Consider the following 22208-nt stretch of genomic DNA (forward strand, 5'->3'; position numbering starts at 1 on the left):
TTGTGCCTTTCACCCGGCCGGGGCGGCGCCGGGGGGGGGTCACGGCCCCGGCCCACGCGCCTTCGTGACTTGGCGGGACCATTGCCCACCTGTGAGAAAGGCGGGACGTTCCCTCGCATCGGCATGCCGCGCCGCTAAGGGCGCATAACCTGACCATGAGGTTCCGCGTGTCGAGCATGAGGAGTTCGGTGATGCGCAAGGGTCGGACCGGGACGGCGGGTGCGGCGATCATCGGGGCTTTGGCCATCTCCGTCGCCGGATGCTCCTCCGGCGGAGGAGGCGACAAGGGCGGCGGCGCGGGCGGCGGCAAGGCCGAGGACGCCGCGAAGCTCGCCATCACCCCGGCGACCGGCGCCAAGCAGGTGGCGCCCGACCAGCCCGTGCTGGTGAAGGCCGACAAGGGCAAGCTCACGAGCGTCACCCTCACGTACGGCAAGAACGAGAAGGCCGCGGGCACGCTGGCGCCGGACGGCAAGTCGTGGCGGTCGTCGTGGACGCTGCGGCCGTCCACCACGTACACCGTGACCGCGCAGGGCTCCGCCGACGGCGGCAAGCCCGTCACCGTCACCTCGACCTTCACCACCCTGACGCCCGCCAAGAAGCTGGAGACCGGCATGTCGCCGCTGGACGGCGAGACCGTCGGGGTGGGGATGCCGGTGCAACTGCTGCTGTCCAGGCCGGTGAGCACCAAGGCCGGCAAGCAGGCGGTGGAGAAGGCGCTGGAGGTCCGGATGTCCACGCCCGTGCAGGGCGCCTGGTACTGGATCAGCGACAAGGAGGTCGACTTCCGGCCCCGCGACTACTGGCCGTCCGGCGAGAAGGTGAAGGTCATCGCGCACCTCGCCGGGCTGAAGGCGGGCGAGGGCCTCTACGGCATGAAGGACCGGACGCTGGCCTTCACCGTCGGCCCGAAGCACATCACCACGGTCAGCGACGGCACGCACCGCGCCAAGGTCACCGAGAACGGCCGGGTGGTGCGGACGATGAAGGTCAGCCTCGGCAAGCCGGGCCACGACAGCTACAGCGGCACGATGATCGCGCAGGAGAAGGCGGCGCACATCATCATGGACTCGGCGACGACCGGCGACCCCGGCGAGTACCGGATCCCGACGAGCTGGAACGTGCGGCTGACCTACAGCGGGACGTTCGTGCACGCGGCGCCGTGGTCGACGGGCTCGCAGGGCGTCTCCGACGTCAGCCACGGCTGCGTGAACGCCTCCCCCGCGGACGCGAAGTGGTTCTACAACTTCACCAACCGGGGCGACATCGTCAAGGTGACGGGGACGTCGCGGCAGCTCCAGTTCGGGAACGGGCCGACGCCGTGGGTGAAGTCGTGGGACGAGTGGCTGAAGGGCAGCGCGCTCGGCGCGCCGGTGACCGGCGCCCCGCTGAACTGACACCGGGCCACGCCGTCACCGGGCGCCGCGTCCGGGTCCCTCCCGAGCGTCCCCGCAGGGCGCTGGCAGACTGGTGCCATGCAGAAGCTCTCGCTGGACGCGCAGGTAAGGGACCACCTCAAGCGGGCCGCCGCGGCGGGCACGGGACGCAGCGCCGAGACCGTCTACGGCGGCCACGAGCACGCCCTGCGGCAGACCTTGATCGCCCTGACCTCCGGCACGGCGCTGACCGAGCACGAGAGCCCCGGGGAGGCGACGCTGCTCGTCCTGCACGGGCGGGTGCGGCTGACGAGCGGCGACGACGCGTGGGACGGCATGTCCGGCGACATGCTGATCATCCCGCCGGCGAGGCACGCGCTGGAGGCGCTGGAGGACGCCGCGGTGCTGCTGACCGTCGCGAAGCGCTGACGGCTCACGCCGCCGGCCGGGCGGCGGGCGGGTCAGCCCGCCGCGAGGACGGTGATGCCGAGGGCGACCAGCAGGGCGACCTTCACGCCCTCCAGGGCCACGTAGTACAGGTGCCCCCGGGAGCGGGGCCGGTCGTCCTCGCCGGCGAGCACCCGGTCGGACCGCTTGTTCAGGCGCGGCCGGACGACGCCGAGCTGCACGGCGAGCAGCACCACCAGGACGGCGGCGAGCACGGTGACGGCGACCGGCGGGCCGCCGGCCGCGACCGCGGCGACCACCGCGACGGCCAGCACGGTCTCGGCGAGGTTGAGGGCGCGGAAGACGATCCGGCCGATGCCCAGGCCGATCGGGATGGTCACGCCCGGCGCGCGGAACTTCAGCGGCGCCTCGAGGAACGAGATTCCGAGCACCATCCCGAGCCAGAGGAAGGTCAGGGCGCCTGCCGTGGCGGCCGCGGTCGCGTTCATGGTCGTCGGAGCCTTTCGGATCGTCGGGGTTCGGGCGGCGGGGCGGCGGGCGGTCAGGTGCGCCGGATGCGGGCGAGGCAGGCGGCGGGCTCGGCGAACGGTTCGAGCGCTTCGGCCTCGACCGGCGCGTCCAGCTCGGCCAGCGCGCCTCGCATGAGGCCGAGGTGGACGTCGCAGACCAGCGGCCCGTACTCCTCGGCCAGTTCCAGGAAAGGGCAGTGCCGCAGCCGGACGACCTCGCCGGCGGGGTCGGGGTCGGGCGCGAAGCCGAGGTCGGCGAGCAGCGCGGTGAGCCGCTCGGTCGCGTCGCCGGCGCTCGTCCGGGCGAACGGCGGCGGCCGGTCGACCAGGAACCGGCCCCACTCGCGGCCGGCGCGCTCGGCCTCCCGGCGCCCGCCGGGTCCGGCGCCTGAGAGCCGGCTGAGCAGGATCTGCGCCAGCAGCCGGTAGCCGCGCGAGCCGCCGCGGTCCATGCCGGGGCGGGCCGTGTAGACGGTGCGGGGCCGGCCGGGGCCGGACGGCCGGTCGAGGGTCCGCTCGGCCGCGCCGTCCGCCACCAGGGCGTCCAGGTGGAACCGCGCGGTGTTGGGGTGGACGCCGAGCCGTCCGGCGAGGTCGGCGACGCCGAGCGGGGCGCCGGCGGCGCGCAGCGCGTCCAGGATCTCGCGGCGGCGGTACCGTTCGGGAGGCATGGCCCTCATCCTTCCCCCGGTCGCGGCAGCGCTGCGATCAGGGGGTGGTCGCGGTCGAGCGCGCCGAGCTTGGACGCGCCGCCGGGCGAGCCGAGGTCGTCGAAGAACTCGCCGTTGGCCGCCGTGTAGGCCGTCCACCGGTCCGGGACGTCGTCCTCGTAGTAGATCGCCTCGACGGGGCAGACCGGTTCGCAGGCGCCGCAGTCGACGCACTCGTCCGGATGGATGTAGAGCGAGCGGGCGCCCTCGTAGATGCAGTCGACCGGGCATTCGTCGACGCAGGCCCGGTCCTTCACGTCCACGCACGGCTCGGCGATCACGTAGGTCACGGCGTTGCCCCCTCCACGGTTTTTACAAATAATACATGTAATAATTGTGGCAACAGAGAGGGGCACCCATGTCCGACGTGTTCATCCAGGCCACCGAGACCGACCCGGCCGTCCGCGCCGCCTCCGAGGTGCGGGGCGTCCACCGGCGGCTGCTCGACCGGCTCGCCGCCCTCGCCGGGCACGGCCACGGCCGGGACCACGCGGTCCTGGCCGGGTTCCTGGACGGCGAGCTGCGCCGCCACCTCGCCGCCGTCGACGAGGCCCTCTACGCGCCCGCGTCCGGCGCGCCGGAGACGCGGCTGCTCGTCAGAGCGCTGCGCGCCGCCGTCGCCGAGATCGAGGCGCTGGCGGGCGCGGTCCCCACCGCCGCCGACCCGGTGCCCGCCGCCCGCGACCTCGCGGCCGTCCTCGCCGTGCACTTCACCGTGGAGGAGACGGTTCTGCTGCCGGCGCTCGCGGCGTTGCCCGGCGCCGACGTCGGCCTGCTGACCGCCGACCTGCACACGCTGCTCGACGGCGGGCGGCTGGAGCGGCCGGACGAGATCGACGTCCGGGAGATCCCGCGCGGGCAGCGGCACCCCCGGATCTTCGCCCGCTTCGCGCGGCTCGCGCCCGGCGAGTCGTTCACGCTGGTCAACAACCACGACCCCAAGCACCTGCGGCGCGAGTTCGAGCTGGCGCACCCGTCCGCGTTCACCTGGGACTACGTCGACTCTGGACCGGAGCTGTGCCGGGTGCGCATCGGGCCGGCCCGCCGCCTGAGCCCGCGTCGGCCCGGGTCGCCCGCGCGTCAGTTCTGCGGGGCGCAGGTGCGGTCGCGCGCGGGCAGCCGCCCGGTGAGCAGGTAGTCGTTCACCTGGCCGGTCACGCAGTCGTTCTTGTATCCGCGCTGGTAGGGGGCGTGGACGTCGGCGCCCTTGAGCGTGATCATGCGTGAGCCGGGGAGCAGCCGGTGCAGGGCGAGGCTGCCGGGATGGACCGTCCGGGTGTCGCCGGTCGCCGCGACCATCAGGGCGGGCAGCGGCCCGCCGACCTCGGTGAGCCGCTCCCGGGGCCGGACGGGCCAGAAGGCGCACGGGTTGACGCCGTAGGCGAGCGGCCCGAAGACCGGGGACTGTTTCCGGTGGCTCTGCACGGCCCGCCAGTACGTCTCGGGGTCGCGGGAGGTCGCGGCGTCCCCGCAGATGATCGCGCTCTGGCCGCTGCCGTAGCGGGATTCGGCGCCGGTGAGCAGGAACGCCAGTTCCTCGTCCAGGTCCTTGGTCGGTTCGACGGGCCCGGCCGTGGCCTTCTTGAACACGCGGATGGCGTCCGCGAGGGCGGCCCGCTGGGAGTCCTCGTCGGTGCCGAGGAGGTCGAACGGCACGAACGCCAAGGCGGTGTCGTCGACGCGATAGCGGCCCACCTGCAGGGGCTCGCGGGCGGACGCCCGCACGACGTCCTGGACGGTCGCCAGGACCTCGGCGGACGTGGCGCCGAGGCCGTAGGTCGCGTTCCGCTTCGCCGTCCAGCCGGCCCAATGGGCGAGCGCGCGGTCGTTGGCGCCCTCGGTCCCGGCGAGCAGGCCCGGGCCCCAGCGGCGCGGGTCCACGGAACTGTCGAGGACCGTCCGGTCGAGGCGGCCGGGGAACATGGTCGCGTACACCGAGCCGAGGTAGGTGCCGTAGGAGGCGCCGTTGTAGGAGATCTTCCGCTCGTCGAGCGCACCGCGCACGACGTCCATGTCCCGCGCGATGTTCCGGGTGCTGATGTACGGCAGCTCCGCGCCGTCCGTCTTCGCGCAGCGGGCCGCCAGCTCCTCGGCGAACGCGACCGAGCGGCGGAACGAGCGGCGGGTCTCCCCCGCCGACCTGACCCAGGTGGCGCTGGGCCAGTGGCAGTCGACGGGGGCGCTGCGGCCGAGCGAGCGCGGGTCCATGCCGATCAGGTCGTAGCGCGGGCCGGCCTTGCCCATGAGGTCGCGGATGTAGGGCGGCATGTCGATGGACGGGCCGGGGCCGCCGCCGTTGATCAGCATGGTGCCGATCCGGTGCGCCCGGTCGGACGCGGCGAGCCGGGAGATGGCGATCGTGATGGTGCGGCCGTCCGGGCGGGCGTAGTCGAGCGGGACGGTCACGTCCGCACAGCGGGCGCCCGCCTCGTCCAGGCTCCGCCCCACCTCGTCGTCCGGGCCGAGCGTGCACGCCTTCCAGGCGAGGTGCTGGGAGTAGTACCGGCCGAGCCCGCCGTCAGCGGCCGCGGCCGTGGACGGAGCGGCACTCGCCATCGCCGGAAAGGACGCCGCGACGGTGGCCGCCGCCAGTCCCGCCGCGGCCGTGGCAAGGGTCCTGCTCGTGGTCATGACGTCTCCGTTCCGGGGTGGTCGCACAGGCCGGTCTGGACGAGGTCCAGTTCGTCGTCGAAGGCGGCCTGCGTGGCGGGGTTCTCGTTGAAGGCGATCGAGACGCGCCGGCCACCGGGCGCGACGCCCGCGAGGGTGGTGAACCCGTCGATGTCGCCGGCATGGCCCCACCAGGTGCCGCCGCAGCGCAGCGGCGTCCCGATCAGCCCCAGCCCGTAGGCGGCGCCCGGCCAGGTGCGGTCGGGGTCGGTGGGGACGGTCCGCTCCATCTCGGCGAGCATCCCCGCGGGCAGGAGCCGTCCGCCGAGCAGCGCGCCGTAGAACGCGTTCACGTCGCGCGGGGTGGAGATCAGCGCGCCGCCGGCCCAGGCGACGGTCGTGTTCATCTCGGTGCTGTCGGCGCGGCGGACCGTCCCGTCCCGCTCGACGCGGACGTAGCCGCGCGGGTGCGGGCCCCTGATCCGGGTCTCGTCGCCGGGCCAGTACGTGCCGCGCAGGCCGAGCGGCCGGATGATCCGCCGCTCGGTCTCGTCCTCCAGGCGGTGCCCGGTGATCTTCTCCACGATCAGTCCCGCGACGACGTAGTTGGTCGTGGAGTAGTGCCAGCCCCTGCCGGGGTCGGGGAGCCGCAGCGCCCGGCGCACGAGTTCCTCGGGCTCGAAGTGCCGGAAGCGGAACTCGTCCGTGCTCTGGAAGGAGTCCATGTGGTCGGGCAGGCCGCTGGTGTGCCGCAGCAGGCTCCGGACGGTGATGTCCCGCCCGTCGTGGCCGTTCGCGTCGATCAGCCCGGGCAGGTAGCGGGCGACCGGCGCGTCCAGCGAGACGCGGCCCTGGGCGGCCAGTTGCAGGACGGTGACGGCGGTGAACGTCTTGGTGATGCTGCCGACGCGCACGCGCGGGTCCGCGGGCATCGGCCGCCCCGTCCGGCGGTCGGCCACCCCGCTCGCTTCCGTCCACGTCCCGCAGCGTGGGTCGTCGATCCGCACGGTCGCTCCGGTGAGCCCGTCGACGCCGGTGATGCGGTGCAGGGCGCGGGACGTGTCGGTGTGGTCGCCGCATCCGGGCGGGGTGAGGGCGTGCGCGGGCGCCGGGAAGGCCGCGGCCCCGGCGATGGCGGCGCCGGCGGCGGCCGCCACCGCCGCCCGGCGGACGGCCCGCCGGCGCCTCGGTTCTGGTGTCCTCATGTCCTTCGACGCTAGGCGCGCGCGGGCTCCCGCACAGTGACGCGATCACCCCGGTTCGCGGTCGGGCAGGCGGCACGGCCATGGTGGGGACAGCCCCACATCCGGGCCCCGCGCCGCCGCTGACCGGCGGGGCCGTCGACCAAAGTCGATGCCCGCGCCGACCCTGGACCGCTCCGGGGCCGCAGCGGGCTCGCTAGCGTTGGCGGCATGGATCCCGCCGGCCCCTCCCCCGCGACCGGCCCGTCCCGCCTCGCCGGCCCGCTCGACCTGCGGCGCCCGTGGCGGGACTGGCTCGGCGACCTCGGCGTCACCGCCGGGGCGGCGGCGCTGGGCCTGCTGCTGCTCCAGGGGACGCTGGACGACCCGACGCCCGGCCAGCGGATCGTGGTGCCGCTGGACCTGTCGGTCGGCGCGGCCTCCCTGGTGTTCCTGCTGCTGTTCCGGCGGCGCTTCCCGGTGGCCGTCGCGGTGACGATGATGTTCGCGCAGTGGACGGCCACCTCGACGCTGGGCACGGCCGCCGCCGCCATGTACTCGCTGGCGATGCTGCGCCCCTGGCGGACGGTCCTGCCGATCGCCGCCGCGAACCTGTCGCTGATCGCCGTGCTGTTCTGGATCACCTCGCCCTGGGACCAGTTCCGCCAGGGCATCGTCATCTTCGGCCTGATCTACGCCGTGCTGATCACGACGGGGATGCTGGTGCGGTCGCGGCGGCAGCTCATCGCCTCGATGGAGGAGCGGGCCCGCGCCGCCGAGGAGGGGCAGCGGCTGCGGGTGGAGGAGGCGCGGCTGCTGGAGCGCGAGCGGATCGCGCGGGAGATGCACGACGTCCTCGCGCACCGCATCTCGCTGCTGGCGGTGCACGCGGGGGCGCTGGAGTTCCGCCCGGACGCGCCCGCCGACCAGCGCGCCGCCGCCGGGGTCATCCGGCAGAGCGCCTACGAGGCCATGGAGGACCTGCGCGAGGTGATCGGGGTGCTGCGCGGCGATCCCGGCGGCGCGGAGGCCGACCGGCCGCAGCCCGCGCTCGCCGACGTCCCGGAGCTGGTGCGGGAGTCGTCGGCCGCCGGGGGCGAGGTGGTCCTGGACGACCGGGTGCCCGATCCGGCGGGGGTCCCCATCCGGGTCGGGCGGCACGCCTACCGGATCGTCCAGGAGGGGCTGACCAACGCCCGCAAGCACGCGCCGGGGGCGCGGGTCCGGGTGACGCTCGACGCGCCCGGCGGGACGGCGCTGACCATCGAGGTCGTGAACCCGATCCCGCCGGGGCCGCCGCCCGCCGGCGCGATGCCGGGCGCCGGCGCCGGGCTGGTGGGGCTCGGCGAGCGGGTCGCGCTGCTCGGCGGCACGCTGGAGCACGGCCGGACCGGGGACGGCCGGTTCCGGCTGCGCGCCCGCCTCCCGCTCCCCGGCTGAACCGCCGCCCGCCTCCGCGCCCGGGATGCGCCCGTCCCGGGCGCGTCCCGGGCCGCGCAGGGCACGTCCCGGGCACGTCCGTGCAGGTCGGACGCATGGCCGCCGCGAGTTGCGGGCATGGCCGTGAACATGGCATCTGACTCCGCACAACCCGTCCTTGAGGAACTCGACCGCGAGGAGTGCCTGCGCCTCATCGCACCCGGCGGCATCGGCCGGATCGCGTTCGAGGACGGCGAAGGGCCCGCGGTGGTCCCGGTGAACTACGCCGTCGACGGCGAATCGGTGCTGTTCCGCACCTCGTTGCAGGGCCGGCTGAGCCGGAGCCTGATGACCGCCGTGCCGGGCGGGAAGGTGCGGGCCGCCTTCGAGGTCGACGCGTTCCAGGACAGCACGCACGAGGGGTGGAGCGTGCTGGTGCGCGGCGGCGCCCGGCCCCTCGACGACGAGGAGAAGGAGCGCGCCGTCCGGGTCGACCCGTGGCCCGGCGGCGAGCGCGAGGCGTGGTTCAGCCTGGCGGGGATGGAGATCAGCGGCCGGCGGCTCCGGCGGCCGTAAGCGCGGCTGTCGGTGCGGCCGCCGGCTCGCCCCGGCGCCCATAGGGTTGGGAGATGGACTCACCTCCCATCCGTGTGCTGATCGTGGACGACGACGCGCTCGTCCGGTCGGGGCTGTCGATGATGCTCGCGGGCGCCGGGGACCTGGAGGTCGTCGGGGGCGTCGCGGACGGCGCGGAGGCGGTGCCCGCGGTGAACGAGCACCGCCCGGACGTGGTGCTGATGGACATCCGGATGCCGCGGCTGGACGGGCTGGCCGCCACCGAGCTGCTCCGGTCGCGGCGCGACCCGCCGGAGATCATCCTGCTGACGACGTTCGACACCGACGACCACATCCTGCGCGCGATGCGCGCGGGCGCGAGCGGGTTCCTGCTGAAGCACACCCCGCCGCCGGAGATCATCCAGGCGATCCGGCAGGTCGCGGCCGGGGAGCCGATGCTGTCGCCGGCGGTGCTGCGCCGGATGATGTCGTTCGTCGCCGAGGCGGGCGCCGATCCGCGCAAGGCCCGCGCCCGCGCGCTGCTGGAGCGGCTCAGCGAGGGCGAGCGGGCGGTCGCGGTGCGGGTCGGGCAGGGCAAGACGAACAGCGAGATCGGCCGGGAGCTGTCGCTGAGCGTCGCGACGGTGAAGGCGTACGTGTCGCGGCTGCTGACCAAGCTGGAGCTGAACAACCGGGTGCAGGTCGCGCTGCTGGTCAACGACGCCGATCTCGGCGCGTAGCCGTCCGGCTCGTCCGGCGGGAGGTGAAGTAGTCACTCGCGGGAGCCGAGCGGGACGTTCCGCAGCAGCAGCGCCGCCGCCAGGCCGACCGCCAGCAGCGGCAGGCCGGTGAGGAACAGGTCGGAGAACGCCTGCGCGAAGGCTTCGGCGACGCCGTGCCGGACCGGCTCGGGGAGGGTGCCGAGCACCTCGGGCCGGACGGCGTCGCCGAAGGCGGGCACCTTCCCGGCCGGGACGCGGCGTCCGATCTCCTCGGCGAACCGGCTGGAGACGATGCCGCCGAACACGGCCATCCCGGCGGCGGTGCCGAGCATGCGGGACGCGAACACGCCCGAGCTGGCGGCGCCGAGGTCGCGCCTCGGCGCCGCGTTCTGCGCGATCAGCATGACGACCTGCTGCGACAGCCCCGCGCCGAAGCCGAGGACGGTCATGAAGACCCCGGCGGTGACGAGGCCGGTGCGCACGTCCATGGTGGCGAGCAGGGCGACGCCGACGGCGCTGATCGCCATGCTGGCGGCGGGCAGCCGGTGGTAGCGGCCGGTCCGCGCGATGTACCGGCCGGCGCCCATCGAGGCGGCCAGCAGGCCGGTCATCATCGGCAGCAGCAGGAGCCCGGACTCGGTGGCGCCGACTCCCCCGACGACCTGGAAGAACATCGGCAGGTACGTGGCGAGCCCGAAGCCGGTCGCGCCGCCGACCGCGGCGACGGCGCACGCCACCGCGAACGACCGGTCGCGGAACAGCCGCGGCGGGATGATCGCCTCGGCGGCGCGGCGCTCCACGAGCACCCATGCGGCGAACAGCACCGCGGACCCGGCGGCGAGCGCGAGGACCTCCGCCGAGTCCCACGCGTACCGGGTCCCGGCCCAGCTGGTCAGGAGCGTGAAGCAGGTGACGGCGGCGCCGAGCAGGGCGATGCCCGCGTAGTCGATCCGGGGCCGCCGGTCCGGTTTCGGCAGCCGCAGGAACGCCAGGGTGATCGCGGTGGCGGCCAGCCCGAGCGGCAGGTTGACGTAGAACGCCCACCGCCAGGACGCGTGGTCGGTGAGGAAGCCGCCGACCAGCGGTCCCGCGATGCTCGACACCGCGAAGACCAGTGCCGAGTAGCCCTGGTAGCGGGCCCGCTCGCGCGGTTCGAACAGCTCCCCCGTCAGCGCGAACATCGAGCTCATCAGGCACCCGGCGCCCGCCCCCTGGACGACGCGGAACGCGATCAGCGCGTCCATCGACGGCGCCGCCCCGCACGCCGCCGAGCCCGCCAGGAACCCGATCAGCCCGGTGAGCAGGACCGGGCGGCGGCCGAACAGGTCGCCGAGCCGTCCGGACAGCGGGACGGTGACGCTCGTGGCCAGCACGTACGCGGTGGAGACCCAGGCGAGCCGGTCCAGCCCGCCGAGGTCGCCGACGATCGTCGGCAGCGCGGTGCCGAGGACCGTCGCGTCCAGGGACGACATCAGCCCGGCGAGCATCAGGCCGCCGAACACCAGGACCCGGTGCCGGTGGCTCATGCCCACCGGCGCGTCTTGGACGATCGTCATGTGCACCCCTCATTCATATGCTTAAGGCATGTAGATGCTAAGCACAGTAATATGAGGGACGCAACCGGACTAGACTGGGCGGCATGACCGACGAGGCACTGGACGCCGTCGAGCGGAACATGGTCAAGCTGCGCCGCGGCATGTCCCGGCAGCGGCTCGGCAGGGCGGCGATCCGGGACCACAACCTGCCCGTCGACGTGCAGGTCCTGCACGTCGTGGACGTCGTGGACGAGGGCCCCGACGAGCCGGGCCAGGAGATGAGCGTCGGCCTGGTCGCCACCCGCCTCGGCGTCGACGCCTCGCGCGGCAGCCGCATCGTCGCCGAGGCCGTCAAGTCCGGGTACGTCCGCCGCGTCGCGTCCCAGGAGGACGGCCGCCGCATCCACCTGGAGCTGACCCCGGCGGGCCGGTCCGTCGTCGAGGCGACCCGCCGCACCCGCCAGGAGCACTTCGCCAAGGCCATGCGCGACTGGAGCGACACCGAGCGCGCGGAGTTCGCGCGCCTCCTCGCCCGCTTCGTCGACGGCTACGAAGGCTGATCGCGACGGCGATTTGGCCGATCCATGACCCTCGCGGAAACGGTTCGCTACCGTTCGTGACTAATGTCGGGAGTATGAGCGCCGACGCGGACCTCGATCGGATCGTCGACGCCGCCACCCGGCTGTTCGCCGAGCTGGGGTTCGACGGCACGTCGCCGCGCCTGATCGCGGACGCGGCGGGCGTCGACCCCGCCACCGTCGACCGCCTGACCGGCGGCAAGACGGAGCTGTACCGGGAGGTGATGCGCCGGGCCACCGACGCCGAGAAGGCGGCGGTCGGCGGCGCCGCCGGCGGCTTCACCCCGACCCGGCAGGGCGTCGAGCGGCTGCTGGACGAGTACCTCGACTTCTACTCCGCGCACCCCGAGTACCTGGGGCTGTGGCTGCACCGCCGGACCGGCGACGCCGCAGACACCGCCGACCTGGAGGAGCAGTACGTCCGGCCGCGGCTCGGCGGGATCGTCAAGGCCCTGCGCGAGGCGGTCCCCGGCGACGTCGACCTCGACCTCACCATCTGGACGATCCCCTGGGTCATCTCCGGTTTCCTCAGCCAGCGGGCGCTCGGCACGCGCGCGGAGGGGGAAGAGGAGGAGGCCGACGGCCCCTACCGGAACATCTCACGGGACGAGCTGGAGCGTTTCCGCGCCCACCTGCACATGCTCCTCGAACGGATGCTCACGCTGCCCGACGGCCCGGACCGCTGACCTCAGGGCAGGACGACCGGTTCGAGCCGGGGCCGTTTCGCGCTGCGGCCGTCGCCCGACGAGCGTCCGCGCAGCCGCCGGACGACCCACGGCCCCATGAACCTGCCCGCCCAGGCGGCCTCCGTGCCCGCCCGGCGCCACGCCGGGACGGGCGGCAGCGGCGGGAGCGCGTCGGACCAGGACGCGTGCCCGCCGGGCAGGCCCAGCGCGTGGGCGGCCGCCGCGGCGATGCGCGCGTGCCCGAGCGGGCTCGCGTGGATGCGGTCGGGGCTCCACAGCCGCGGGTCGGTCGTCACGGGATGCGGGAACGTGTCCACCACCAGGGCGCCGTGCCGGCCGGCAGCCGTCCGGATGCGCTCGTTGAGGTCGACCACCCGCGGCCGCAGGTGCCGCACCAGCGGCGCGATCTTCGCGACGTCGGGGAAGGTGAACGTGACCACCCGCGCGCCGGCGCCGGTGAAGGCCGACAGCATCGCCTCCAGTTCCGCGGCCACGGCCCGTGCGTCGAAACCGGGCCTGACCAGGTCGTTCATCCCCGCCATGACGGTGACCAGGTCCGGTTCCAGGGCGAGCGCCGCCTCGGTCTGCTCCGCCCGCACCCCGGCCGCGAGACGCCCGCGCACCGCGAGGTTGGCGTAGCGGAAACCGGCGTCCCGCGCCGCGAGCAGCTCGGCGAGCCGGTCGGCCCATCCGCGGTACCCGGTCAGCTCGTCGCCGTCGTTGAGGCCCTCGGTCTGGCTGTCCCCCACCGCGACGTACCGGAGGTACCGCATCAGCCGACCCGCTGCCTCAGCACGGCCAGGGCCCATTCGCCCCACCGCTCGTTCTCGCGCTCGAACGCCAGCCCGCGCATCAGCGTCAGGTAGGGCCCGACGCGCTCGGCGTGCGCGAGGAACTCCTCCTCGGTGCGGCCGCCCAGCAGCCGCGCCTGCAGCCGCTCGAACCGGGCGATCTTCGCCCGCGCCCACTCCACCCGCTCCTCGACGGCGGAGCGCACGCCCTCGGCGTCCCCGGCGTCGACGGCCTGCACCATGACCATCATCTCGTCGCGGATCGCGCCGGGGCGGGGCGGACCGGCGGTGAACTCCCGCAACTCCCGCCGCCCCTCCTCGGTCAGCGAGAACAGCCGCTTGTTCGGCCGCCGCTCCTGCTCCACGACCCGCGCCTGGACCAGGCCGTCCTCGCGCATCCGGTCGAGTTCCCGGTAGAGCTGCTGCGGGGTGGCCATCCAGAAGTTGGCCACCGACGCGTCGAACCCCTTGGCCAGGTCGTACCCCGACGCCTCGCCCTCCAGCAGCGCGGCCATCACCGCATGACGCAACGACATGCCCCGACGATAACCCCGCGCGATTACTCAAATTGTTGACTACCACCAGATGTGATCATCACCACGCCCTCACGCGGGCGGGCGGCGGGTGGCGGTGACGGCGACGGTGGCGTAGGGCATGGTGAAGGCGCCGCCCAGCGCGTCGATGGCGGCTCCGACCTCCTCCAGCACCTGCGCCACGTGGTCGGCGGGGAGCCGGGTGAGCGAGCCCTGGGTGGGCATCTGGTCCAGCCACTCGTCGCGCGTGTAGGTGTGCTCCCACTCGAACCGCCACCGCTCGGGGGCGGAGAATCCGCCGACCTCCGCGATGCCGCCGGCGGCCTTGTCGAGGAGGGGCTCGTAGCCGTCCAGGCCCTGCCGGGCCGCCTGCATGTTGAACGGCGAATCGGGCGCGACGCGCCGGTAGACCGCCACGAAGGCGTCGACGATCTCCGCGGGGAGCTCCATGGCGTGCCAGAACACGGCGAGGCGGCCGGCGGGGCGCAGCACGCGGGCGGCCTTGGCGGCGCCCGCGACCGGGTCGACCCAGTGCCATGCGGTTCCCGCGACGACCGCGTCGAACGTCCGATCGGCCGGGTCCCAGTCCTCGATCGTGGCCACCTCGACCTCGATGCCGGTGCCCCGCGCGAACGCGGCCATCCGTGCGTCGGGCTCCACGCCGAGCACCCGGCACCCCGCCGCCCGGAGCTGCCGCGCCTCGATGCCGGTGCCGCAGCCGACGTCGAGGACGTCGCGGCCGGGGCTCCCCGCGACGATCCGCTCGATCAGCGCGTCCGGGTAGCGGGGGCGGGTGCGGTCGTAGCGCTCGGTGTCGGCGCCGAACGACTCGGCCACCTCGCGGTACTGGTGGGGGGCGGGACGCGGGGGCTCCGGCGGTAGAGTGGTCATGCGCCCACTATAAATGGGCGATCGCCCACTTGGTCAAGGAGGGATGCACTGTGCCGACCGGGGTGGCTCTGCGGGACGCGCGGCAGCAACTGTTCGACGCGGCCGAGCGCGTCCTGCTCCGCGACGGGCCGAACGCCCTGACCAGCCGCGCCGTCACCACCGAGGCCGGATGCGCCAAGGGCGTCCTGCACCGGCACTTCAGCGACTTCGACACCTTCCTCGCCGAACTCGTCGAGGACCGCGTCGCCCGCGTCCGGGCCCAGGAGGCCGAGCTGTGCGAGCGGGCCGGGACGGGGACCGTCGTCGGCAACCTCGCCGAGGCCCTGACCGGGGTGTTCGAGACGGTCGCGGTCGCGATCGTCGCCCTCATCACGTCGCGGGACGAGCTGCGCGCGAAGCTCCGCGCGACGAGGCCGACCGGGGTCCCGCTGGCCACCGAGGCGGTCACCATGATCGCGTCCTACCTCGCCGCCGAGCGCGACCTCGGGCGCATCGCCGCCGACGCCGACGTGGACACCCTCGCGCCGATGCTGGTCGGGGCGGGGCACCTCGCGTTCGCCGACCGGACCGGCCCCCGCCCGAGCCCCGAGGCCGTCCGCAAGGTCGTCGCCACCACCGTCGCCGGGGTGGTCCGCGACCGTTGATCCCTCAACGGGCCGCGCGGTGGCCCAGGCCGCTGACGCGCAGGAGCGCCGGGGTGAGGACGAGCAGGGCGGCGGCCAGGGCCGCGATCGCGAGCATCGCTCCGCGCAGTCCCACGGCGTCGGCCCACAGCCCGACGTAGACCGGACCGAGGAGGAATCCGAGGTAGGACACGGTCGAGACGACGGACGTCGCGCGACCGCGGCGGTACTCCTCGACGTCGCGGGAGACGATGCCGAGCAGGGTCGGGAACAGCACCGCGGTCCCGGCGGCGGCCACCGCGAGCCCCGCCCCGGCGACGAGCAGCGTGGGCGCCGCCGCGATCAGGGCGGTGCCGGCCGCGGCGGCCGTCGTGCCGCCGAGGAGGACGGCGCGGGCGTGGGCGGCTCCGAGCCCGCCGATGGCGAACCGGGTGATCGCGACCGCTCCGGCGAACACGGCGGGTGCGACGGCGCTCAGCCCGGCGCCCGAGTGGAGTTCGTCGTGGGCGAAGACCGCGCTCCAGCTCTCGTGGGCGTTCTCGGCGGCGAATCCGAGCGCGCCCAGCGTCCCGATGAGCACGAACGGGACGAGGCCGCCCCGTCCGAGCGGCGCCGGATCGGCTTCCGCGGCGTGCTCGCGCGCCTGACCGGCGCTCCCGTCGCCCAAGGCCCTGACCAGAGCGGCGCCGGCCGCCAGGGAGACGGCGGCCACGGCCGCGAACGGGACCGCGACCGGCAGCGACGCGACCGCCCCGGTGGCGAGGCTCGCGAGGACCACGAGGCCCGAGAAGACGCCGTGAGCGCGGGTGATGACGGGACGCCCGGCCGTCCTCTCGGCGCGACCCGCGACCGCGTTCATGGCCACGTCCGCCGCTCCGCTGGTGGCACCGACGACGGTCAGCCCGGCGCACAGGGTCGCCAGGTTCACCGCGGTCAGCACCATCCCGGCGCCGGCGCAGCCGAGGGCGGCGATGGCCGCGCCCGCGACCCTCGGCCCCCATCGATCGAGCGCCCTGCCCATGAGCAGCATCGACGGGAGGGCGCCCGCGCCGACGAACAGCAGCGCGAAGCCGAGCCGGCCGTCGTCGAGCCCGGCCTGCCGCTGCACCCGCGGCACGGCGGCGCCCCACGCTCCCCAGAACGCGCCGAACGCCGCGAAGGCCACGATCGCCGCGGCGATCAGGCGGCGCGGCCGGCAAACCGACGTATCCGACATATGTGTAACGATACACAGGCTCGCTAGGCTGGTCGCCATGGAATCGTCCGCGGGTTCGAAGCGGGTGACGCTCGCGCAGGTGGCCGAACTGGCCGGCGTTTCGGTCATGACCGCCTCCTACGCCTACAACCGGCCGGAGCGCGTGTCGGACCGGGCCCGGTCGAAGGTGCTCGACGCCGCCGCGCGGCTCGGTTACGCCGGTCCGGATCCGAGCGCCCGGTCGCTGCGCCGCGGCAGCACCCGAGCGCTCGGCGTCGTCATGGGCGAGCATCTGAGCTACGCCTTCGAGGACCCGGAGGCGGCGTCCTTCCTGGCGGGGATCGCCGACGTCTGCGCCGACCGCGGGTACGGCATGACGATCCTGCCGATCACGGGCGCCGCCGACGACGGCCGGCGGATCACCGAGGCCGCCGTTGACGGGTTCGTCGTCTGGACCACCTCCGACGACGACCCGGTCCTGTCGGCCGTCCAGGCCGTGAAGCGTCCGGCGGTGGTGCACGGAGGTCCGGCGGTTCCCGGGATCGGGCTGGTCGGCATCGACGACCGCGCGGCGGCCCGCGCGGTGGGCGCGATCGCGTTCGCGGGGGCCGAGCGTCCGGCGGTGGTGAGCTTCCCGCTGTCCCGGGACCGGATCAGCATGGTCTCCACGGGCATCGATCCGGCGGACGTGCTGTTCCCGGTGACGCGCGAGCGACTGGAGGGCTACCGGCGCGCGGCCGAGGACGCCGGTATCGGCTGGCGCGACGTGACCGTCGCGGTGTGCTCGCGCAATGACGGAGCCGAAGCCGAACGGCTCGCGGCGGCCCTGCTGGCCTCCCCCGAGCCGCCCGACGCGATCGCCGCGATGAGCGACCAGCAGGCGGCGGGGGTCGTGCAGGCCGTCCGCGCCGCGGGCCGCACCGTCCCCGGCGACGTGGCGGTGACCGGCTGGGACGACGCGGCGGTGGCGGCCCGGCTGGGGTTGACGACCGTCGCGCAATCGCTGCGCGAGCAGGGCGCCGCCTGCGCGCGTGCCGCGCTGGGTGAGGAACCGGACCCCGAGGCCGCGTCGTGGTCCATCGTCCGCCGGACCAGCACCCGCCCCGGCCAGGAGCCTGCGGCGTCCTCTTGATGGACCGCTACCGCCTCGCGGTCAGACCACGTCCGCTAGGCGTCGTACCGGCCACGCTTGACGTCCCGGAGGAACACCGCCCACTCGCCCGTGCTGAAAGCCAGCACAGGCCCTGACGGATCCTTCGAGTCCCGCGCCACGACCCGCCGCGCCATATCCCCGACCTCGACGCACTCAGTTCCCTGACCGGAGCTATGACTGCTGGTACGCCACCGCGCTGTGGACGTCTCCTGCCCGCTCATAGGTCGTGAGCACCCCGCTTCACATCAGCGAGGAACGCCCGCCACTCCCCCGGACCGAATGTCAGCACGTGCCCGGCTGGGTCCTTCGAGTCCCGCGCCCCGACGCTCTGAGAAAGGCTGGCGACCTCGACGCACTGAGTTCCCTGGCCGGAGCTGTAACTGCTCGTCCGCCACCGCACCGCAGGCGTCTCTCGCCCACTCATCTGTCGTGAACCCCGTGCTTGACGTCAGCAAGGAAAGCCCGCCACTCCCCAGGCACGAACTTCAACGTCGGCCCGGACGGGTCGCTCGAGTCCCTGGTGAGGACACCTTGTGTCGCGCGCCTGACCTCCACGCACTCAGCCGGGTCCTGCGTGCTGTAGCTGCTCTTGCGCCAACGCGCCCGCTCAGAGGAGTGTCCGCTCATAGTTCAGACGCTATCTCCTTGATGCGGTTACGGGAATCCATCTTCGAGAGGGAGCGTGACATCAACTCTCCGTGCACTTTGTCGTACTCCGCAATCTTCGACGGCTCGTCAACGAGCCAACTCCGCGTGAGACTGTGGGTTGCCACGACCTGCACGGGGGCCTCCGACCCGACATCTAGTATCGAGAAGGACCCGTCCATGCCAGGGTGCGCTCCCGCGCACAATGGCATCACCCTCAGGGAATGGCGGCTCTGATCAGCGATCTCCACCAATCTGGTGAGCTGCTCTTTCATTACGCTCGGGCTCCCGACGAGCATTCGCAACGCGGCTTCTGCAATGATCCAGGAGACGTGCAGCGAGGACTTTTCGAGGATGCGCTGGCGCATCAGCCGAAACTCGACCGCCTTGTTCCCATGGGGCTCGCTTCGAAGGGGGTCGTACGCCCTGAACACGGCGGCGATGTAGGCGGGGGTCTGAAGGAGCCCCGGGATCGCCATGCTCTCGAAGGAGCGAATACGCGAAGCATCCCCTTCGAGCGACACGAAGTCGACGATGAAGGGGCCCTTGGGAACGTCGAAGTCGCGCCACCAGCCAGGCTTGCGCCCCTGCGCGGCCAGGTCGAGCAGGAGTGCACGCTCACGTTCATCTGTGATGCCGTAGTGGTCGAGGATTTGGCGGAGGTCACGGGGGCGGATGGCGCGGTGGCCGTTCTCGTAGGCACTGAGGGAGGCCGGGGAGCGTTCGACCAGCCGGGCCGCGGCTTCCTGCGTCAGACCGCGCTCGTCCCGGTACCGGCGGAGCGCCCCACCGATCTTTCGCCGACGATACGACAATTGATCTTCTGACGACATGTGAGCATCATGTCACGCTGCGCGTTCGATCGGGAGTGAGTTGCCACGGTTTCGAAACATTCGAAGTTAGATACTTCAGCTTTTGAACGCGCCCACGACGGATGGCCCTCACCTCGCGGGAAGGCGTTGATACCAGGAGGGGCGGTAGCGAGCCTTGCGGAGGCAGAAGAGAGGAAGGGAACGATGGCATCCGGCAAGGCTCGATATGTATGGACGAGCACAGAGAACGGTATGGAGCTTCTGGGGGCGCTCACACTTCCGGGAGTTGACCGTTCCGTCCCTTATGCTCGGCTTTTTCTGCGGGACACGCTGGTTCCCGGGCACATCTCCCCCGGGTCGGAATTGCTCGCGGACATGGCGCTGGTGGTGGACGAGCTGGCGGCCAACGGCATCCGGCACACCGCGTCCGGCAGGGGCGGGAAGATCACGATCGCGCTGTGGGCGGGACGCGGGGTCCTGCGCGCCGAGGTGACCGATGACGGCGCGGGCGGCGCGCGGCCGGTCGTGCGGAGCGAGCCGGACGGTGAGAGCGGGCGCGGCCTGCACATCGTCGCCGCGCTCGCGAAGGCGTGGGGCCACCGCCCGGACGGCCCCGGCACGACGGTGTGGGCCGAGTTCCCGGCCGATCGGGGATCGGGGGACCGCGCGGCGGCGGCCGGCCCGCGCCCGCTCACCTGATCGGCGCTTCCGTCAGAGCGCGGGGGCCATCGCGTCGAACGCCCGGTCGATCAAGCCGGTGCGGTCGGCGGCCCCGTCGCAGCGGAGCCATTCGCGGTTCGCGGCGTCCAGCGCCGCCGCGGCGCAGCCGGTCAGCAGGTCGGCAATGAACGGGTCGAGCCGGGGGCCGGGCCGCTCGCACAGCGCGGTGGTGATCCGGTCGCGCATCGCGTCGCGCCGCTGGTTCAGGCGCGCGCGCAGCGCCGGGCTGGACTCGATCAGCCGCAGCACCGCGGGATCCCTCTGCGCGGATTGGATGCGCTCTCCCCACTCGCGCAGGACGGCCCGGAGCACCGTCCAGGGCGGCTCTTCCGCCGGGCGCGCGCGGACGGCCTCGGCGACCCGGTCGGCCAGGTCCTCGACGTCGCCGAAGACCACGTCCTCCTTGGACGGGAAATAGCGGAAGAAGCTGCGCTTGGAGAGTCCGGCGGCCATCGCGATGTCGTCGACCGTCGTCTCCTCGTAGCCGCGTTCGACGAACAGGCGCAGCGCGAGCTCCGCCAGCTCGGTCCGCACCGCGCGCCTCGTCCGTTCCCGCAACCCCGCCCGTTCCGCGTCGTCCATGCACCAAGGATAGTTTCTGACATGCAACGCCATACTTGTCACTCGGTGACATACGATGCGAATCATTCGACCGCGGCGGCGAGGGAGAGCGATGACGATGCACGGCAAGACCGTCCTGGTCACGGGCGGCACGGGAGGGATCGGCAAGGAGACCGCGCGGGCGCTCGTGGCGATGGGCGCACGGGTCGTCGTGGTCGGGCGCGATCGCGTGCGCGCGGAAGCCGCCGCCCGGGAACTCGGGGGTGACGGCGCGGGGGTGAGCAGTGTGACCGCGGATCTGTCACGCCTGGCCGGCCTGCGCGCGCTCGCGGACGAGATGAGGGCACGACATGACCGCCTGGACGTGCTCATCAACAATCTCGGCGGCGTGGTCGCGCCGCGCACCCTCACCGAGGACGGGGTGGAGGCGACCTTCGCCGTGAACGTCCTCGCGCCCTACGCGCTGACCTGCCTGCTCCTGCCCCTCCTGCGCGACGCCCCTGACGCGCGCGTCATCAACCTGACCGGCGGGATCCCCGGCGGACCGGTCGACCCGTCCAATCTCGAGGCGGAGAAGCGCTTCCTCGGTTGGACGTTCTCCCAGTACAACCACGCCAAGACCGCGCTGATGGCGATGAGTCGCCGTTTCGCGGCCCGGGTCGCCAACGACGCCGTCACCGTCAACGTCGCCTATCCCGGCCACGCCTACACGCCGGGCAACCGGGCCATGACCGCCGCCGCGTTCCCCTACGTCTACCGGCCCCTGGTGCCGTTGCTGCGCTTCCTGGGGCCGCGGCTGATGAGCGATCTGGCCAAGCCCACCCGTTCCACCGTTCATCTGGCCACCAGTCCGGAGATGCGGAACGTCACCGGCGTCTACGTCAACGCCAAGGCCGAGCGCACGCCCTGGCCGGCGAGCGTCCTGGACGAATCCGTGTGCGACGCCGTGTGGGACCGGTGCGAACGGCACAGCGGCATCTCGCCGTGAACGGCGTCCGAACCGCTCTCAAAGCCAGTTCGTGCGTGTTCTGAGCCATTCGAGAGCGGCGGTGCCCTGGGCGGTCTGGAAGTCGCGGAGGGTGGGCAGGCCGGGCGGCGCAGGGCGGCGGCCGTTGCCGATGAGGAAGCCGGACCAGGCGACGAGGGCGGTCGTCACCGCGTCGCCGTCGGCGCGGCGCGCGACCGGGTGGGCGGCGAAGACGTCCTCGCAGGGCGGGCCGCCCTGCATGCGGACGCTGGGCAGGAAGAGCATCAGGTCGAACCACGGCGCCGCCCGGCACGCCCACGGCCAGTCGACGACGACCACGCGGTCCGGGGTGAGGAGGAGGTTGTCCGCGCGCAGGTCGGCGTGGGCGAGGGTGGTGCCGGAGACGGCGGACGGCCAGCCGGGCTCGGCGGCGGCGAGGCGCGCGAGGTTCCGCGCCGCCCACGGGTCGAGGCCCGCCAGGTCGTCGTCGCCCCGGCGGTGGGCGGCGAGGAGGTGCCGCCAGCCCTGGAACTCGTCCGCGAAGCGCTCCTCGGCCGGCGGTGCGGGGAGGGGGGCGGGCGTCAGGCTCCGGGAAAGGTCGGCGACGGCGTCCAGGACGCGGGCCAGCTCGCCGGGGTCCCATGGCTGGGCGGGCGGGGCGCCGTCGACGTCCTCGAAGAGCAGGACGACCCAGCCGTCGCGGTCGAACGAGCCGAGGAAGGCGGGTGTGGGCGCGTCGTCCGGGAGGGCGGCGGCGATGGCCGCTTCGGCGCGGTGGATGGCGGGGCTGTCGGGGTTCGGCGCCGGGCCGACCGCCTTGACGAACGCGCGGCGGCCGCCGGCGAGGCGGAGGCGGGCGGCGACGCCCGGGGAGAACCCGCCGGGCTGCGTCGCGGCCTCCACCACGTCGCCGCCGAGTCGTTCCTCGACGTCCGCGCGCAGCGCGGCGGGGACCGCCTCCCAGGGCAGGCGGCGGCCGGTCGCGGGTGGTGGTGTCATCCGAGCATGCTGGCGAGGGCACCCGGACG

General features: G+C 73.6%; 28 protein-coding genes. 12 read left to right on the forward strand and 16 right to left on the reverse strand.

Features of this window, described 5'->3' with window-relative positions:
* The first annotated feature begins 191 nt into the window (after positions 1–191).
* Together ABT299_RS18345 and ABT299_RS18350 are read left to right on the forward strand one after the other, a co-directional pair.
* Complete coding sequence (locus ABT299_RS18345) at positions 192–1397, forward strand: L,D-transpeptidase (RefSeq protein WP_190856358.1); 1206 nt, start codon at positions 192–194, stop codon at positions 1395–1397.
* 78 nt (positions 1398–1475) lie between these two features.
* Positions 1476–1805, forward strand: a complete 330-nt coding sequence (locus ABT299_RS18350; protein WP_387017905.1) for a cupin domain-containing protein — start codon at positions 1476–1478, stop codon at positions 1803–1805.
* A gap of 32 nt (positions 1806–1837) precedes the next feature.
* On the opposite strand, the gene ABT299_RS18355 is transcribed toward ABT299_RS18350, so the two are convergent.
* The 3 genes from ABT299_RS18355 to fdxA are packed head-to-tail and all read right to left on the reverse strand — an operon-like array spanning position 1838 to position 3293.
* On the reverse strand, positions 1838–2272 hold the full coding sequence (locus ABT299_RS18355) for a hypothetical protein (protein ID WP_500251489.1): 435 nt from the start codon (positions 2270–2272) through the stop codon (positions 1838–1840).
* A gap of 53 nt (positions 2273–2325) precedes the next feature.
* Positions 2326–2964, reverse strand: coding sequence for a helix-turn-helix transcriptional regulator (locus tag ABT299_RS18360; protein WP_500251490.1), 639 nt, complete (start codon positions 2962–2964; stop codon positions 2326–2328).
* A 5-nt stretch (positions 2965–2969) separates the two neighbouring features.
* On the reverse strand, positions 2970–3293 hold the full coding sequence (gene fdxA, locus ABT299_RS18365) for a ferredoxin (RefSeq protein ID WP_500251491.1): 324 nt from the start codon (positions 3291–3293) through the stop codon (positions 2970–2972).
* A gap of 68 nt (positions 3294–3361) precedes the next feature.
* Here fdxA and ABT299_RS18370 point away from each other — a divergent pair, with 68 nt between their 5' ends.
* On the forward strand, positions 3362–4141 hold the full coding sequence (locus ABT299_RS18370) for a DUF2249 domain-containing protein (protein ID WP_500251492.1): 780 nt from the start codon (positions 3362–3364) through the stop codon (positions 4139–4141).
* On the opposite strand, the gene ABT299_RS18375 is transcribed toward ABT299_RS18370, so the two are convergent.
* Both ABT299_RS18375 and ABT299_RS18380 read right to left on the reverse strand, forming a co-directional pair.
* Positions 4084–5634, reverse strand: coding sequence for an alpha/beta hydrolase (locus tag ABT299_RS18375; RefSeq protein WP_500251493.1), 1551 nt, complete (start codon positions 5632–5634; stop codon positions 4084–4086). The genes ABT299_RS18370 and ABT299_RS18375 overlap by 58 nt on opposite strands.
* Entirely contained in the window at positions 5631–6818 is a 1188-nt protein-coding gene (locus tag ABT299_RS18380; protein ID WP_500251494.1) for a serine hydrolase domain-containing protein, read from the reverse strand. Before ABT299_RS18380 ends, ABT299_RS18375 begins: the two co-directional genes overlap by 4 nt.
* 207 nt (positions 6819–7025) lie before the next feature.
* Here ABT299_RS18380 and ABT299_RS18385 point away from each other — a divergent pair, with 207 nt between their 5' ends.
* The 3 genes from ABT299_RS18385 (at position 7026) to ABT299_RS18395 (ending at position 9508) form a co-directional block, all read left to right on the forward strand.
* Positions 7026–8234 (forward strand): sensor histidine kinase, encoded by a 1209-nt coding sequence (locus tag ABT299_RS18385; protein WP_500251495.1) that lies wholly within the window; start codon positions 7026–7028, stop codon positions 8232–8234.
* 129 nt (positions 8235–8363) lie between these two features.
* On the forward strand, positions 8364–8789 hold the full coding sequence (locus ABT299_RS18390; RefSeq protein WP_241755537.1) for a pyridoxamine 5'-phosphate oxidase family protein: 426 nt from the start codon (positions 8364–8366) through the stop codon (positions 8787–8789).
* A 53-nt stretch (positions 8790–8842) separates the two neighbouring features.
* Complete coding sequence (locus ABT299_RS18395; protein ID WP_190856349.1) at positions 8843–9508, forward strand: response regulator transcription factor; 666 nt, start codon at positions 8843–8845, stop codon at positions 9506–9508.
* A gap of 32 nt (positions 9509–9540) precedes the next feature.
* Here ABT299_RS18395 and ABT299_RS18400 read toward each other — a convergent pair whose 3' ends face one another.
* A complete protein-coding gene (locus tag ABT299_RS18400; RefSeq protein ID WP_500251496.1) occupies positions 9541–11046 on the reverse strand; it encodes an MDR family MFS transporter in 1506 nt (501 codons plus the stop codon).
* Positions 11047–11129: 83 nt separating this feature from the next.
* On the opposite strand from ABT299_RS18400, the gene ABT299_RS18405 reads away from it, so the two are divergent.
* Both ABT299_RS18405 and ABT299_RS18410 read left to right on the forward strand, forming a co-directional pair.
* Positions 11130–11585 (forward strand): MarR family winged helix-turn-helix transcriptional regulator, encoded by a 456-nt coding sequence (locus tag ABT299_RS18405; protein ID WP_190856347.1) that lies wholly within the window; start codon positions 11130–11132, stop codon positions 11583–11585.
* Positions 11586–11659: 74 nt separating this feature from the next.
* Positions 11660–12289 carry a TetR/AcrR family transcriptional regulator gene (locus ABT299_RS18410; protein WP_500251497.1) on the forward strand — a complete coding sequence of 210 codons (630 nt, stop codon included), beginning with the start codon at positions 11660–11662 and terminating at the stop codon, positions 12287–12289.
* A 2-nt stretch (positions 12290–12291) separates the two neighbouring features.
* On the opposite strand, the gene ABT299_RS18415 is transcribed toward ABT299_RS18410, so the two are convergent.
* The 3 genes from ABT299_RS18415 to ABT299_RS18425 all read right to left on the reverse strand — a co-directional run bounded on the left by ABT299_RS18415 (position 12292) and on the right by ABT299_RS18425 (position 14504).
* Positions 12292–13062, reverse strand: coding sequence for an SGNH/GDSL hydrolase family protein (locus tag ABT299_RS18415; protein WP_500191956.1), 771 nt, complete (start codon positions 13060–13062; stop codon positions 12292–12294).
* The gene (locus ABT299_RS18420; protein ID WP_190856344.1) at positions 13062–13616 is read right to left on the reverse strand and encodes a PadR family transcriptional regulator; all 555 of its coding nucleotides are present in this window, start codon (positions 13614–13616) and stop codon (positions 13062–13064) included. Before ABT299_RS18420 ends, ABT299_RS18415 begins: the two co-directional genes overlap by 1 nt.
* 69 nt (positions 13617–13685) lie before the next feature.
* Positions 13686–14504, reverse strand: coding sequence for a class I SAM-dependent methyltransferase (locus ABT299_RS18425; RefSeq protein WP_500251498.1), 819 nt, complete (start codon positions 14502–14504; stop codon positions 13686–13688).
* A 50-nt stretch (positions 14505–14554) separates the two neighbouring features.
* Between ABT299_RS18425 and ABT299_RS18430 the strand changes: the two genes are divergently transcribed.
* Complete coding sequence (locus tag ABT299_RS18430) at positions 14555–15148, forward strand: TetR/AcrR family transcriptional regulator (RefSeq protein ID WP_387017875.1); 594 nt, start codon at positions 14555–14557, stop codon at positions 15146–15148.
* 4 nt (positions 15149–15152) lie between these two features.
* Here the strand turns inward: ABT299_RS18430 and ABT299_RS18435 are convergent, their stop codons facing one another.
* Entirely contained in the window at positions 15153–16343 is a 1191-nt protein-coding gene (locus ABT299_RS18435; RefSeq protein WP_500251499.1) for an MFS transporter, read from the reverse strand.
* A 37-nt stretch (positions 16344–16380) separates the two neighbouring features.
* Between ABT299_RS18435 and ABT299_RS18440 the strand changes: the two genes are divergently transcribed.
* The gene (locus ABT299_RS18440) at positions 16381–17454 is read left to right on the forward strand and encodes a LacI family DNA-binding transcriptional regulator (RefSeq protein WP_190856340.1); all 1074 of its coding nucleotides are present in this window, start codon (positions 16381–16383) and stop codon (positions 17452–17454) included.
* 35 nt (positions 17455–17489) lie between these two features.
* On the opposite strand, the gene ABT299_RS18445 is transcribed toward ABT299_RS18440, so the two are convergent.
* The 4 genes from ABT299_RS18445 to ABT299_RS18460 are packed head-to-tail and all read right to left on the reverse strand — an operon-like array spanning position 17490 to position 18953.
* The gene (locus ABT299_RS18445) at positions 17490–17696 is read right to left on the reverse strand and encodes a DUF397 domain-containing protein (protein WP_500251500.1); all 207 of its coding nucleotides are present in this window, start codon (positions 17694–17696) and stop codon (positions 17490–17492) included.
* Positions 17693–17899, reverse strand: a complete 207-nt coding sequence (locus tag ABT299_RS18450) for a DUF397 domain-containing protein (protein ID WP_500251501.1) — start codon at positions 17897–17899, stop codon at positions 17693–17695. Before ABT299_RS18450 ends, ABT299_RS18445 begins: the two co-directional genes overlap by 4 nt.
* Positions 17896–18102 (reverse strand): DUF397 domain-containing protein, encoded by a 207-nt coding sequence (locus ABT299_RS18455; RefSeq protein ID WP_387017862.1) that lies wholly within the window; start codon positions 18100–18102, stop codon positions 17896–17898. The genes ABT299_RS18450 and ABT299_RS18455 overlap by 4 nt, the downstream gene beginning before the upstream one ends.
* Positions 18099–18953: a helix-turn-helix domain-containing protein gene (locus tag ABT299_RS18460; protein ID WP_387017859.1), complete on the reverse strand. Its 855-nt coding sequence runs from the start codon at positions 18951–18953 to the stop codon at positions 18099–18101. Before ABT299_RS18460 ends, ABT299_RS18455 begins: the two co-directional genes overlap by 4 nt.
* 231 nt (positions 18954–19184) lie before the next feature.
* Between ABT299_RS18460 and ABT299_RS18465 the strand changes: the two genes are divergently transcribed.
* Positions 19185–19631, forward strand: a complete 447-nt coding sequence (locus ABT299_RS18465) for an ATP-binding protein (protein WP_500251502.1) — start codon at positions 19185–19187, stop codon at positions 19629–19631.
* 12 nt (positions 19632–19643) lie between these two features.
* Here ABT299_RS18465 and ABT299_RS18470 read toward each other — a convergent pair whose 3' ends face one another.
* Positions 19644–20234, reverse strand: a complete 591-nt coding sequence (locus tag ABT299_RS18470; RefSeq protein ID WP_500251503.1) for a TetR family transcriptional regulator — start codon at positions 20232–20234, stop codon at positions 19644–19646.
* Between the two features lie 91 nt (positions 20235–20325).
* Between ABT299_RS18470 and ABT299_RS18475 the strand changes: the two genes are divergently transcribed.
* Positions 20326–21201, forward strand: coding sequence for an SDR family NAD(P)-dependent oxidoreductase (locus ABT299_RS18475; protein ID WP_500251504.1), 876 nt, complete (start codon positions 20326–20328; stop codon positions 21199–21201).
* A gap of 18 nt (positions 21202–21219) precedes the next feature.
* On the opposite strand, the gene ABT299_RS18480 is transcribed toward ABT299_RS18475, so the two are convergent.
* Entirely contained in the window at positions 21220–22179 is a 960-nt protein-coding gene (locus ABT299_RS18480) for an aminoglycoside phosphotransferase family protein (RefSeq protein WP_500251505.1), read from the reverse strand.
* Between the last annotated feature and the right edge of the window lie 29 nt (positions 22180–22208).

It is taken from the genome of Spirillospora sp. NPDC000708 (assembly GCF_040299565.1).
GTDB lineage: Bacteria > Actinomycetota > Actinomycetes > Streptosporangiales > Streptosporangiaceae > Spirillospora.

Excerpts from the sequence above, each read along its gene's own strand:
- ABT299_RS18380 (WP_500251494.1), bottom strand. The coding sequence starts at position 6,818 with ATGAGGACACCAGAACCGAGGCGCCGGCGGGCCGTCCGCCGGGCGGCG.
- ABT299_RS18460 (WP_387017859.1), bottom strand. The coding sequence starts at position 18,953 with ATGTCGTCAGAAGATCAATTGTCGTATCGTCGGCGAAAGATCGGTGGG.
- ABT299_RS18415 (WP_500191956.1), bottom strand. The coding sequence starts at position 13,062 with ATGCGGTACCTCCGGTACGTCGCGGTGGGGGACAGCCAGACCGAGGGC.
- ABT299_RS18405 (WP_190856347.1), top strand. The coding sequence starts at position 11,130 with ATGACCGACGAGGCACTGGACGCCGTCGAGCGGAACATGGTCAAGCTG.
- ABT299_RS18370 (WP_500251492.1), top strand. The coding sequence starts at position 3,362 with ATGTCCGACGTGTTCATCCAGGCCACCGAGACCGACCCGGCCGTCCGC.
- ABT299_RS18475 (WP_500251504.1), top strand. The coding sequence starts at position 20,326 with ATGACGATGCACGGCAAGACCGTCCTGGTCACGGGCGGCACGGGAGGG.
- ABT299_RS18360 (WP_500251490.1), bottom strand. The coding sequence starts at position 2,964 with ATGCCTCCCGAACGGTACCGCCGCCGCGAGATCCTGGACGCGCTGCGC.
- ABT299_RS18400 (WP_500251496.1), bottom strand. The coding sequence starts at position 11,046 with ATGACGATCGTCCAAGACGCGCCGGTGGGCATGAGCCACCGGCACCGG.
- ABT299_RS18450 (WP_500251501.1), bottom strand. The coding sequence starts at position 17,899 with ATGAGTGGGCGAGAGACGCCTGCGGTGCGGTGGCGGACGAGCAGTTAC.
- ABT299_RS18480 (WP_500251505.1), bottom strand. The coding sequence starts at position 22,179 with ATGACACCACCACCCGCGACCGGCCGCCGCCTGCCCTGGGAGGCGGTC.
- ABT299_RS18445 (WP_500251500.1), bottom strand. The coding sequence starts at position 17,696 with ATGAGCGGGCAGGAGACGTCCACAGCGCGGTGGCGTACCAGCAGTCAT.
- ABT299_RS18390 (WP_241755537.1), top strand. The coding sequence starts at position 8,364 with ATGGCATCTGACTCCGCACAACCCGTCCTTGAGGAACTCGACCGCGAG.
- ABT299_RS18465 (WP_500251502.1), top strand. The coding sequence starts at position 19,185 with ATGGAGCTTCTGGGGGCGCTCACACTTCCGGGAGTTGACCGTTCCGTC.
- ABT299_RS18470 (WP_500251503.1), bottom strand. The coding sequence starts at position 20,234 with ATGGACGACGCGGAACGGGCGGGGTTGCGGGAACGGACGAGGCGCGCG.
- ABT299_RS18440 (WP_190856340.1), top strand. The coding sequence starts at position 16,381 with ATGGAATCGTCCGCGGGTTCGAAGCGGGTGACGCTCGCGCAGGTGGCC.
- ABT299_RS18435 (WP_500251499.1), bottom strand. The coding sequence starts at position 16,343 with ATGTCGGATACGTCGGTTTGCCGGCCGCGCCGCCTGATCGCCGCGGCG.
- ABT299_RS18410 (WP_500251497.1), top strand. The coding sequence starts at position 11,660 with ATGAGCGCCGACGCGGACCTCGATCGGATCGTCGACGCCGCCACCCGG.
- ABT299_RS18420 (WP_190856344.1), bottom strand. The coding sequence starts at position 13,616 with ATGTCGTTGCGTCATGCGGTGATGGCCGCGCTGCTGGAGGGCGAGGCG.
- ABT299_RS18455 (WP_387017862.1), bottom strand. The coding sequence starts at position 18,102 with ATGAGCGGACACTCCTCTGAGCGGGCGCGTTGGCGCAAGAGCAGCTAC.
- ABT299_RS18425 (WP_500251498.1), bottom strand. The coding sequence starts at position 14,504 with ATGACCACTCTACCGCCGGAGCCCCCGCGTCCCGCCCCCCACCAGTAC.
- ABT299_RS18345 (WP_190856358.1), top strand. The coding sequence starts at position 192 with ATGCGCAAGGGTCGGACCGGGACGGCGGGTGCGGCGATCATCGGGGCT.
- ABT299_RS18375 (WP_500251493.1), bottom strand. The coding sequence starts at position 5,634 with ATGACCACGAGCAGGACCCTTGCCACGGCCGCGGCGGGACTGGCGGCG.
- ABT299_RS18395 (WP_190856349.1), top strand. The coding sequence starts at position 8,843 with ATGGACTCACCTCCCATCCGTGTGCTGATCGTGGACGACGACGCGCTC.
- ABT299_RS18355 (WP_500251489.1), bottom strand. The coding sequence starts at position 2,272 with ATGAACGCGACCGCGGCCGCCACGGCAGGCGCCCTGACCTTCCTCTGG.
- ABT299_RS18350 (WP_387017905.1), top strand. The coding sequence starts at position 1,476 with ATGCAGAAGCTCTCGCTGGACGCGCAGGTAAGGGACCACCTCAAGCGG.
- ABT299_RS18385 (WP_500251495.1), top strand. The coding sequence starts at position 7,026 with ATGGATCCCGCCGGCCCCTCCCCCGCGACCGGCCCGTCCCGCCTCGCC.